The sequence below is a fragment of the Nostoc sp. CCY 9925 genome (assembly GCF_963920935.1).
Classification (GTDB): Bacteria; Cyanobacteriota; Cyanobacteriia; order Cyanobacteriales; family Nostocaceae; genus Nostoc.
The window spans coordinates 1-12,603 of sequence record NZ_CAWUDO010000159.1; the positions used below are offsets into that span (position 1 = coordinate 1).

A 12,603-nucleotide genomic window follows, 5' to 3' on the forward strand; every position below is an offset into this window, starting at 1 on the left:
TGCCTCCTGCCTCCTGCCTTGTCATAACGATAATTTTCAACACCGACCTACTTACTTGCTGGGAGTTGGGTTTTGGTATGGGTAACTCTCTTAACCGTAAGGGTTGACACGGTGCCTCTAAAATCATTGCACGCATAAATAATTCAAATTTTTTTAATTATCTGGTGGTAAGTAGTTTATGGTTGTGTGCAAAATTCAAAGTTTATCAAGCGAAAAATTAATCTCGGTTGAAACCACAACCCAAACAACGCATACAAACAGAAAAAGCTGCCAGAACTGAAATAATCTCAAACAGCAGTTGAAATGATAAGGGAGCTAGAGAAAATCCCCAAATCAAAGAAATTGTTCCAGCAACCATACTCGCAATGCGATGGATTTCGTCTGGAGTTTTCCAAGCTAAAAACAAAATTCCTAAACCAATTAATAATAATACTAAACTAATCATAAGGATATTCACTACTTAGAAGCTAAAAGTTAATCATCCGAAGCTGCAATACTAACAGAAATTATATCTCCCAATTTTTTGATACTTAACTCTATCTATATTATCTGTAATCACAACCTATGTAAAACTATGCGTTTACGCCGGATTATAATATTGATTTTGACAGTTGTTACTTCTATCTTGCTGGTTTGTATATTCACTCCTAGAGTGATTATACCTCCTACCGATACTGAGCAGGCGATCGCTGTTTATGTCCTTGACTTTTACTGGCATTCAGAACTAGTTTTACCTAATAGCAAAGGCGGATTAATTGTATACGCTTATGGGGATTGGAATTATTTTGCACTCAATAAGCAAGACTTTCACAATGGACTAGCTGCACTTTTTATACCAACCAAAGGCGCTCTTGGACGGCGAAAATTTTCTAATATTGACCAGTTACGAGAAATGGTAGCCAAGAAAAATGCTAAGTTATTGAGTTTTGAAGTAGCGCAAACCAAAGCAATGCAATTAGTCAAATCATTAGACAAACGCTTCATGAAGAATATCGACACACTAATTGAAAACGATCTAATAGGACTAACTTTTGTCCAAGAGGAGCAAAAATACACTATATTACACAATAGTAACCACGAATTAGTTGCGTGGTTGAAAGATTTAGAATGTCAAGTCAATGGTTTGGTGATGTGGGCTAATTTTCGAGTCCATAATAGATAAGATGATTCGGAATTATATTTTTCCTTATTAGTCAATACGCTTGGGTTAATCTTTTTCCTCTTACCCTGCCCGCCTTAAGAGATAAATTTCCTTAACTAAAACTTATTGCCTTATAGAGAGCACATCTTTGTACAGTATTGGTATGAGGATTATTGTTTATTTAAGTTGAGTTTAAATTTTAATTAAATGGTTAAATACAACCATTAATATCTTTCTTAAGATGCAAGCAATTTAGGTTGAGAGCAGAGTAAATTTTAAATATTCGCTGATTAATAAATTATAAAAAGATGAAATATTAATTTCTTCGCAATAATAATATCGAAAAATTTTAAATTGCTTTTATAAGTTTTGGATTAAAATTTTTAGATTTAATTAATTCTATATATTTAAAGAATAGCCAAAACAAAATAATTAATAGGAAGTTTATGCTGTCATCAAAAATTTTTAAGAGAGTGTTTACCAGTTTCGGTTTAAGTATTATAGTTTTAGGTTTGATAGTTGCTCCTTCTATTTTTGGCAGCAATTTTTATTCGCTAGATGCCCTATCGCCATCTTTAGAAATTAGCATTAACGATCGGATTGCCATTGCAGGAGAAGAAGGACAAAATCAAAACACTAATCAACTTCAAAATCCTGGTAAAGAAAGGAAAAATAGTCAGGAAACTAAGAGTTCTGAATCTAAACCAGAAGAACAGGGAAAATTAGATATTTTCACAATTATCACGCGTGCGCTAGCGGGATTAGTGCTGTTTTTATATGGTGTAACGCGGATGGCTGAAGGACTGGAAGCGATCGCAGGCGATCGGGCACGAGATTTGATTAGCAAGTTCACCAACAATCGCTATGCTGGAGTAGCAACTGGCACGGTGGCGACAACAATATTAGATTCGTCTTCAGTGACAATTATCATTGTGATTGCAATGGTGAGTGCTGGTTTACTCTCGTTTGTACAATCTCTTGGTGTGGTTTTAGGTTCCAATATTGGCACGACTATTGGTGCTCAAATAGTTGCTTTTAATATTAGCGATTATGCACCAATAGCAATGTTCATTGGTCTATTATTAATTCTTTTGTCTAAGAAAGAACGTTGGAAGCAAATCGGATTAGTTACTCTTGGTATCGGTTTGCTATTTTTCGGACTTGAGACAATTGAAAACGCAATGGAACCTTTCAAGGATTACAAGCCATTTATCAAATGGATGGAAACCTTGGGTAACAACGCGCTACTAGGTGCTGGAGTCGGGGCGCTGTTTACGGTTTTAGTTCAATCTTCCTCTGCGACAGTTGCGATTATTGTAACTTTGGCTAGTCAAGGATTAATTTCATTACCCGCAGGTGTGGCGTTAATGCTGGGTGCTGAAGTTGGCACTTGTGCTGACACACTAGTAGCTACTTTGGGACGCGATCGCCCAGCAGTGCGGACAGGTGTCTTTCATTTATTATTTAATCTTGTTTGTGCTGCTGTGGGGATTTTATTTGCCAGTCAATTAGCAGCACTGGCTCAGTGGATTTCTCAGTTATTTGGTGCTGGAGATGACATTGCTCGGCAAATTGCCAATGCACAATTGATATTTAACGTCTTGGGAGTGATGATAGCGATCGCCTTTTTACCCTCCATTGCCCGTTGGCTGGAACGGCTAATTCCTGATGTACAAAACCAAAATCGGCAGGTTGAAACGTTAAAGAAGTGATTACAACAGGACAAGGCGAGAGACAAAAGACTTTTTGCAAAAATGGGGAAAGGGAAGATCCTGCTTTTTCCTTTATTCCCTTGTCCTGTTGTCCTCTTCGATGACCTAACTTTTTTAAATCTTCATTAAGTTAAAATTTATTACTACTAGTAAAAACTCAGAGAGCAAGTACTTATAACCAGTTTTATGGCTAGTTAGTTTTTCTATGAAGACGGAAACAAACTATTTTAATTAACTTAAAACTAGTGTCAAGATATGACAGAAAGATATAAATAGCAAGCAATCTCACATACATCGCAAATTGTCAATGAATTCTCAGCAAGGGGTAGAAACGGAGTTTAAAATTGCAATTTCAACTGTGAGGAACTTCCGACGAACATACACGATTGCCGCGTAATCGTTAAATTACCAAAGATTTAGTAGTAAACCATTTTCTAACTCTCAACTCTGGACTAACATTTATGCAGCTCAATCAGAAACTTTATCTATACTCTTCTCTGGCTCAATTCGGATTGGTTAAAAAAAGTTATACTGCCAAAATTATGGTAGTGGCGTTTTTGGGAACTCACGTACCACTTTTGGCTTTAATCTTCAATTTCGTAACTTCCAACTCCTATTCTTGGGAAATAGCAATCCGAGTGCTGCTGAATGCTCTTTTAGCTACACTAGCAGGAACAGCGGCTACCCTTTTTGCATTACACTACCTACTTGCCCCCGTAATTTTGACATCTGCGGCATTGCAAGACTATTTACAAACCAAAAAATTACCACAACTGCCCACAGAATTTGGTGATGAGGCAGGCACACTCATGGCAGATACTTCACAAACTCTGCACAAATTAGATGAGTTGATTCACCAGATTACTAATTATGACAATTTGACTGGGTTACCGAATCGAGATTTATTTAGCGATCGCCTTTACCAAAAAGTATCACAATCCCAGAATCCCCAGCAATTGATTGCTGTTCTTTCTCTAGGCGTTGATGATTTCACTGGTATCAGTCATGGGTTGGAGCATGAAACATCTAATCACCTATTAAGAGCAGTTGCCCAACGTTTGACAAACTGTATCGGTAAAACAGATATCTTGGCGCGTTTGAGTCAAGATGAGTTTGCGATCGCTCAGATGGATATTTTATCCTTTGAAAAAGTAATTAGTTTCACAAAAACCTTACAGAATATACTGTCTAAACCCTTCCTCATAGATAGCCAGCAAATTCATATTACAGTCAGCGTCGGTATTACAATTAGTGACTTAGGCAATGGTAATAGTGTGGATCAACTATTGCAAAAGGCTCATATAGCCCTGTATCAAGCAAAACACCAAGGATCTAGCCAATACCAATTCTATTCACCAGAAATTAACGCTCAGTTACAAGAACGATTATCATTGGAAAACGAATTATATGGAGCGCTGGAACGCGGCGAAATCGTAGTTTATTACCAACCGCTGATTGATTTGGACACCAAACAAATCACAGCAGTAGAAGCACTATTGCGCTGGCAGCATCCTACAAGAGGTTTGGTTCCTCCAGCAAAGTTTATTCCCATTGCCGAACATAATGGTTTAATCGTACCTATTGGTGAATGGGTATTGCGAACCGCCTGCGCCCAAAATCGAAACTGGCAACTTGCCGGACTACCCCCAATTCGGATGTCAGTTAACCTTTCGGCTCGACAATTTGAACAAGCAAATTTAGTCGGGGTTATCAAACAAATCCTAGAGGAGACGAAACTGCAACCATCTTATTTAGAACTGGAAGTCACAGAAAGCTCCTTAATAGTTGATATTCAGCACTCCGTGAAAACCCTGAAACAATTGCGAGAATTAGGAGTATGGCTAGCTTTGGATGACTTCGGCACTGGTTATTCTTCTCTCAACTATTTGAAGCGCTTTCCTGTGAACATGCTCAAAATTGACCGCTCATTTGTCCAAGACGTGACATCAAATTCTGATAGCGCCGCAGTCACCGATGCCATCATTGCATTAGCTAAAAGCCTCCAGTTAAAAATTACAGCAGAAGGAGTGGAAACTCAAGAACAGCTTGATTATTTAAAAAAACGTGGCTGTCAAGAAGGCCAGGGATTCTACTTTGGTATCCCTGCTCCCCCCGACAGAATCACCGACACACTCAAGCAAAATTCTCAGCACATGCAGGAAATAGCTGCATAATAACTAGTAGTCTGTCAAGCCAACTTTGCTGGGTGAGACAGATTTTTATTTCTTTTTTCCCTTCTTCCTTTGCGTTCTTCTCTAACGAGACGCTGCGCGAATGCGCCCTTTGCGGTTCGTTCCTTTAGCCTTCAAACTTCACTTGACAGACTACTAGTTGACTGTTGAGTGTCAACAGCCACCACTGATATTTTTCAAAATTCAAATAGGATTCTTAAAAAGAAGAATTCTGAATTTTTACTCACCAAGGATTACCCACCATTGTAAATCCAGCCCAATAATAAGGATGCATAAGTGATTCATCACCTTCATCAATACTTTGGGTAGGCAAAGGCAAGTTCCCGACTACTCCCAAACCTTGAATTTGACCATCCTTTAAGTAAATCTGCCCTTTGACCATAGCTACTTGAGCTTGTCTCAAAGCCTCTGCTTTAATCGGAGCTGTCTTTAAATTCTCATAAAATTTCGTCATCAATGCTGCTGTACCAGAATCGTTAACCGACCAAAGACTGGCAACACTAGTTTTCACGCCTGCCAGCACTGCTAAACCAGCAAACCCAAGTTCTGATTCTTTATCGCCCAAAGCTGTTCTACAAGCACTCAGCACCATCATTTCTACTTGAGGTTCGTTCAACCGCAGCTGCCGTAACTGGTTTAAGCGTAACTTATCTTCCCACAGCTGAATATAGGAATTACTTAAGCCGCCAGTCACAAAATCCGCATGGGTCGCCATGTGAATAATGCCAAAAGGTTGTTGACGACGGACAGTTTTGAGATTTTCTAAGGTGGCTTGCTTGTCCAATAACAATTTGCCTTGCCAGAGTTTGGATACCAGTGTTGAAATCTCTAAGGGAACCGCCGGTAAAGGATCTTGTCCTTGAGTACTTTCAGAAATCCCCAGTGCTAAAATTTGAGATTTTCTAATGTCTGTGTAGAGTGTGTTGGTCAAACTAAGACTTGGCATCAAGCCAATACTGTATTTTTCTACCAGAAACTGCTTACCATCGTGAAGCGCTGCCATTGGAGTTGAACGTAAACCAATGTCTGGTAGAAAGACTAAATTGTTAATTTTTCTAGCTTGTAAATCTGCTTCCAGTGGTGCAATTATCCAGCGATAAAGTTGTTGAGATGGGCGCAAATAACCAGTGCGGCGACGGTTTTGTGGACTCACAATTTGGTCACGAAATTGTTGAGCTACTTGTAAAACTTTGGCTCTGGTGGTTTCTGGGATGCGCTTACGAATGGGGTCACCTTTTCCAGTGACTACCACTACTTCCAGTTCGTCGCTATCCTGTTCTAGTAGGGTATTCAGCTGTTTAGTTCTCTCCGGTATAATCTCCACAGGAACAAAACTAAGGTAAATAAATGCAGGTTTTACACCAGTAGCTTTCTCAATTTTGTTAGCAATTTCTTTGGCCTCATCCAGTGTTTTAATTTTGGGATTGGGTATACCTAAATAATCGCCAAAATCATTTGTGAAGTTATCTTCCGGAGTAGGATCGGTATTAATTACAGGGTCACCAATCTTCGGATCGCCAGGATCGGGATTACCTGGGTTACCTGGATTGCACTGGAATGAGCAGGGAGGAACATCAGGAATATCAGGCTCATCAGGAATATCAGGCACATCAGGCACATCAGGAATATCAGGCACATCAGGAATATCAGGCACATCAGGCACATCAGGCACATCAGGCACATTGACGTTGATTGCTACCTGTACGGGTTCTGACGCTGAAACGACATCGCTAGCTCTGACAGTGAATGCATTGATTAGCCCTGTGCTATCGGTTGGTGGTGTGTAATTTAGTGTTTCACCTATAGTTAATGTGTCTCCGGCAGCTAAAACTGTATCACCTCGTCTGAGAGTTCCTACTTGGATGGCATCAAGAAAAACAGTGGTGTTATCTAAATTGACATCGCTAGTGCTAGCAGTAAATGTAAAGGTCAAGGTTTCATTGACTTGGGCATTGGGTGATAGAGGTGAGTTTGTTGTCACCGTAGGCGGGGTATTTACGGAAGTAATGGTGATGCCGATTGGGGTACCGCTAGCATCTCCACCATTGGGCAAAACTGGAAAGTTATTTGTAGGGGCGATTGCAGTGGCCCCTGTACTAATTGACCCTGCTGTGCCATTGACACTGGCATTACCTACGATGAAATCCACATTGTCTGGGCCACCATCATGTCGAATGCTAATAGTACCTCCTGCTAAAGGTTGAACGGCAGTACCTCCTTCACCAACAAAAAATCCACCAGTTGCGATGGTTTCACCCTCAGCCCCTCCTAATCCTTGAATTAGGCCGTTGGTTAGCACTTGCACATTGCCACCTTGAACAGTGTTACCCTCACCAAAGTCGTCAGCTATGGCTTGAGTGTTGATGGTAGTAAAACTAATATTGCTGCCAGCAGTATTGGTAGTCTGTAAAATGACATTGCCAGCTGTAAGATTTCCAGTCCCATCCACTCCGATCGCACTTGCTGAGGCATCAATAGCGTCATTAACGGTAATATTATCTGTGGCAGTTAAGGTGACCGCGCCAGCCGTGCCAGTGAAATCGCCACCTCCGGTCTTGATTACAGAGGAATTAATCGCCCCTGTGGTGATACTCCCTGCGGTAGTTGTTGCTACTACATTACCACCTGTACCTGAGGTAGTAGCATCATTGGAAAAGGAATTAATTGTACCTGTGAGGATATTGCCTGCCGCAGTCAAAGTCACCGTTCCTGTGATGCCACCACCACCATCAGCACCACTATCGCTGGTATTGATCTGATTCAGGGTAATTCCACCATTGCTGCTTATGACTTGAACATTACCTGCTGAGTAGCCCTGTCCACTGGCAATGATGTTGCCTGCACTAATGTTGCCACTGGCAGACAAGGTTATATCCCCGCTTCTATTGAAATCAACAGTTGTGTCTAGATTTCCTAGTGATAAACTGGCACCAGAAATATTTATTGCTCCTCCGTTGGTCTCAATTGTGTTGGTGGGGTCAACAAAGTTTACAGAACCGGTTTGTGAGGACAGGCTGAAGCTACCGCCAGTACCCAAGTTTAATGTAGCGACACCATCGGTTGTAACTGTGGGTGTAGCTCCGGTGATGTCATTGATGGTAATATTGCCTGTGGCTTGTAAGTTGATATTTGCACCGGACGCGGCGATCGCACCCCATGAAACTGTATTCGCCCCAATATCTGCATCGGCAAAAGCAATATTGCCAGCTGTGGCATCAAAATCACCTGTTCCGGCTACACCATCGATAATAGTTAATGTGCTGGGGTCTAGTAATAATGTCCCAAAGCTACCATTGGCGGCTGAAGTGTCTACCACACCGTTGAAGGTCAAGAAATTTTTGCCTGATACTTCTACAAAACCACCATTGCCAGAATTTGCTCCTCCACGAGCCGAAATGTTACCAAAATATTGGGTTGTGTCGTTCCCCCAAACAATGACTCGTCCGCCATTTCCATCCAATTTACTATCGGCATTAATCACCGAGTTAGAGTTAACATAAGTCTGCTCTGCATTTGGTAAACTTCCCTTTCCCTGGTAATCGCCACCAATTAGTACAGTACCGCCACCATTGCTTCCAGAGGCGTTAATATTGGCATCGATCGCTGCTACTTTTGTACCCAAAGCAGTTACTGTGCCGCCTGTTTGACTTGATACATCCACTGTCCCAGAAACTATGGTTGTCCCTGGAGTTGGGGGAATTTTGACGTTAGAGCCTGTTAGTTGTACAGTTCCATCAGGATTAGCAGTTAATCCAGTGTTAGTGTTACCAACTGTGAGCAATTCTGGTAAAGATGCAATGGGAATTGTCCAGTTATTCGGCTGGTTGCTACTAGAGGCGAGGGGCTGAATTTCCAGACTTAGGACATTTCCTGGCTGACTGAGGCGCACCCAATTTTGACCTGGTACGGATGTGACGGTAATCTGTCCTCCTGGTGCTGAAGTTTGCCCAGTATTGACCACCGTACCACCCAATAAATTCAAGTTCTGCCCCGTACCAACTGCTAAATTCCCAGCATTAATAATCGCTCCTGGTTGGCTAGTACTAAAGGCAAATCCATTAGGGTTTCCAACTAAATTAGTGTAATCATTAACACCGATGGCATTAAACCAACTGCTGCCAAAGCCAATGCCGTTGGCTGTTGTCACCGTGAAAGCACCAGGTACATTTAAGCTGGCGTTTGCTCCAAAAATAAATCCGGCTGGATTCATCAAGAACAAATTCGGGCTGCCACCAGTTACCTGAATTAAGCCATTGATGATGGAAGGATCGCCGCCTGTAATCCGACCAAGGATATTTTGTAGGGCTGGGCTGGCTTGAAAGTTGGCGATTTGTTCTGGTGAAATTCCAAATTGTTGAAAGCTATGGAAGAGGTTAGCACCATCACCAGAAGTTGTACCGCCGGTGATATTGAGTTGATTGCCGTTGGGAGTGACAATTGTGTTTGTACCATCAGCAGCAGGAACAATTTGCTGTGCTTGGGCTAATTTGGGACTGATGGCACTCAAAAGCGGGGCAATAACTAGTAATGAAGCGGCGATACTGGAGAGTAAAGATTTTTTGCGCCGCAAAATAAAGCGACCTGTGGATAGTTCTACATCGATTTGTAACTTATTTGCTAATCCGCGTCGCCAAAGTGCTTGAGCGATCGCCTTTTTTGACCAGAGAATTTGTTCTGTTTTTCTAGTCACAGAGATGCTTTGAGCATGAATTCGGTAGAAGTACAGGGGCTGTTTAACTCTGCGTACTTGGGCAACTTCGGAAAGTCTTAAACACAAATCGTAGTCATAGGAAGTACCAGTAAAGGACGCATTGACACCTCCCACTCGGTCGTAAACACAACGACGCATGAGGCGGAAGTGGAAGGTCATGAAGTTTACTAACAGACCTTCCTTTGAGTAGGGGATATCACAGCGATGACCGTAACCGAGAACTTTGCCGTGTGCATCGATATTTAAATAGTCAGTATAAACAAATCCCGTTTCTGGGTGGCGATTTAGGACTGCGCCGGTTTCGGCTAAGGCGGTAGGGGCGAGGATATCATCACTGTCAACTATACCGATGTAACTGCCAGTAGTTTGATTAATCGCTGCCTTACAAGCCGCAGCAACTCCTTGATGGTGTCCTTGGATTACCCGCACTCGCCCATCTTGTTGAGCATATCTTTTGGCGATCGCCACCGATCCATCACAAGAGCCATCATCCCAAATTAGTAGCTCAAAGCCTTGCCATGTCTGGGCTAAGACACTGGCGATCGCTTCTTGAAGGTAAGCCTCCCGGTTGTAATTAACGATGACAATGGAAATCAGTGGTGACATCGAAGTAATCCAAGTTTTCTACCTATTATCAGAATATAATGCTCAGGGCTTTCACTTAGGTAATCATTGCTGTTTATTATTTTTTAGTTACAAATTTTCTTAAATTGGCATGTCACAAATATGATATTCAAATATTCATACACCCTAAATTAGTAAACAGATAACTGTTCAGGCAACCCACCGAGGATCAATGAGAAAAGGAACAGAAACTAGTGTTAAGCCCAAAGCAACGACTCAGCCAAGAATTTTTTCTCTCTGCGATCGGTTAGACGCTTGGCAAAGTCTGGCAAATACTAAATGGAATCAGCACAGTTTCAGTTTCAAGTGTGGCTTGTTAATTCTGCCTGCGGTATGGATTGTAGCTGCAAATGGACTCAGAGCTACAGCTAATAACTTTACACCAAACTCGGATGGAGATAGTAGTTACCGAGAGTTAAAAATCGTACAGGAAACAGAACCTTCCCCGGTAACTGAACCGAATCAACCACAACCAAATCCCGAATCATCGCCAGCGCAACCAGAAACACCACAACGCATTCGAGTCCGCAAAATCCAGGTTATAGATAGCACAGTTTTTCGTGAAAATGACTTGAATGCAGTTGTCAAGCCATTTGAAGAACGGGACTTGACTTTAGAAGAAATCAGACAAGCAGCAGACGCTGTTACCCAGCTTTACCTAAATAAAGGCTATCTCAATTCCAGAGCAATTCCCGACACTCAGCAACCTAGTACCGCTAATGGAATTGTGGTCATTCGTGTCATTGAAGGGCGTTTAGCAGAGATAGATATCCAAGGAACGCGGCGATTAAACCAAGCTTATATTCGTAGTCGCATCGAATTAGGTGCTGGTGTACCTCTGAATATTGGTAAGTTGGAAGACCAACTAAAGCTATTGCGACTCGATCCTTTGTTTACAAATGTGGAAGCACGTCTGCGTCCCACGGGTAAAGTTGGTCAAAGTGTTTTGGTTGTGAGAGTTGAAGAGGCAAATACTTTAACTGGTAGCTTGGGTGTAGATAATTATTCGCCTCCCAGTATTGGTGCAGAAAGATTGGGTGTTGAACTGCGCCATCGCAATTTAACTGGGATGGGAGATGAGTTAGCAGGCTATTATTTCCACTCGTTCACTGGTGGTTCCGATATCTATGATTTTAGGTATCAGGTTCCCGTCAATGCTATGGATGGAAAGGTACAAATTAGAGCTGCATTTAATCGTAACAGAATTACTGAAGTGCCCTTTGATGCCCTTGGGATTCGGGCAAACCAGGATCTTTATGAAATCAATTATCGCCAACCATTAATGCGATCGCCAAGAGTTGAATTTGCCCTATCTTTAGGATTTACCTATCAAGATGGTCAAACTTTTCTCTTGGATAACCTGGCAACCCCTTTTGGTATCGGCCCCGACGCCAATGGAGTCAGCCGTACTAGCGTCATTAAGTTTGGTCAAGATTATATCAAACGCGAACCCCAAGGTGCTTGGTTCTTGCGATCGCAATTTAGTTTTGGCATTGACATCTTAGATGCCACAATCAACAATGACCCCATACCCGATGGTCGCTTTTTCAGTTGGCTAGGTCAAATACAGCGCGTACAGCGACTCAGCAACAACCAATTATTGATCGTCCAAGCAGAATTACAGCTAACACCAGATAGCCTTTTACCTTCCCAGCAATTCGTCATTGGCGGCGGACAATCAGTCAGAGGATATCGCCAAAATGTGCGCTCAGGGGATAATGGATTTCGGGTAGCGATCGAAGATAGAATCACAGTGCAACGTAATGAATCTGGATTATCTACCATTCAAGTAGCACCGTTTGTTGACATGGGAGCTGTTTGGAATAAGTCAAATAATCCCAATCAGCTACCCGATCAAACTTTTCTGATTGGTGCAGGTTTAGGATTATTGTGGAATGAAGCCTTTGGCATTGATAATTTAAATTTACGACTCGATTATGGATTTCCATTTATCGATTTGAGCGATCGCGGTAATAACGCTCAAGATGATGGCTTTTATTTTAGCCTGCGGTATCAGCCTTAGTGGGGAGATGAGAGAGATGAGGCTAGGGTATACACACAAGTTTCTTGACCTGCACCTTTATTGCATCGACCTGCACCTTTGATGCATCGACTTGCACCTTTATTGCATCGACCTGCGCCTTTGTTGCATCGACCTGCGCCTTTATTGCATCGACCTGCGCCTTTGATGCATCGACCTGCGCCTTTGATGCATCGACCTGC

The 12,603-nt window shown here is 42.0% G+C and carries 6 protein-coding genes; 4 read left to right on the forward strand and 2 right to left on the reverse strand.

Features of this window, described 5'->3' with window-relative positions; genetic code table 11:
• Window positions 1-217 precede the first annotated feature (217 nt).
• Window positions 218-445 carry a hypothetical protein gene (locus ACM0OY_RS37250; RefSeq protein WP_414573743.1) on the reverse strand — a complete coding sequence of 76 codons (228 nt, stop codon included), beginning with the start codon at window positions 443-445 and terminating at the stop codon, window positions 218-220.
• Window positions 446-574: 129 nt separating this feature from the next.
• On the opposite strand from ACM0OY_RS37250, the gene ACM0OY_RS37255 reads away from it, so the two are divergent.
• From ACM0OY_RS37255 to ACM0OY_RS37265, 3 genes are all read left to right on the forward strand, one after another.
• A complete protein-coding gene (locus ACM0OY_RS37255; RefSeq protein ID WP_414573744.1) occupies window positions 575-1,162 on the forward strand; it encodes a DUF2459 domain-containing protein in 588 nt (195 codons plus the stop codon).
• Between the two features lie 425 nt (window positions 1,163-1,587).
• Window positions 1,588-2,853 (forward strand): Na/Pi cotransporter family protein, encoded by a 1,266-nt coding sequence (locus ACM0OY_RS37260; protein WP_414573745.1) that lies wholly within the window; start codon window positions 1,588-1,590, stop codon window positions 2,851-2,853.
• Between the two features lie 461 nt (window positions 2,854-3,314).
• Window positions 3,315-5,027 (forward strand): putative bifunctional diguanylate cyclase/phosphodiesterase, encoded by a 1,713-nt coding sequence (locus ACM0OY_RS37265; RefSeq protein ID WP_414573746.1) that lies wholly within the window; start codon window positions 3,315-3,317, stop codon window positions 5,025-5,027.
• A 241-nt stretch (window positions 5,028-5,268) separates the two neighbouring features.
• Here the strand turns inward: ACM0OY_RS37265 and ACM0OY_RS37270 are convergent, their stop codons facing one another.
• Window positions 5,269-10,362, reverse strand: coding sequence for a CHAT domain-containing protein (locus ACM0OY_RS37270; RefSeq protein ID WP_414573747.1), 5,094 nt, complete (start codon window positions 10,360-10,362; stop codon window positions 5,269-5,271).
• Between the two features lie 190 nt (window positions 10,363-10,552).
• On the opposite strand from ACM0OY_RS37270, the gene ACM0OY_RS37275 reads away from it, so the two are divergent.
• Window positions 10,553-12,403: a ShlB/FhaC/HecB family hemolysin secretion/activation protein gene (locus ACM0OY_RS37275; protein ID WP_414573748.1), complete on the forward strand. Its 1,851-nt coding sequence runs from the start codon at window positions 10,553-10,555 to the stop codon at window positions 12,401-12,403.
• Window positions 12,404-12,603: the final 200 nt, after the last annotated feature.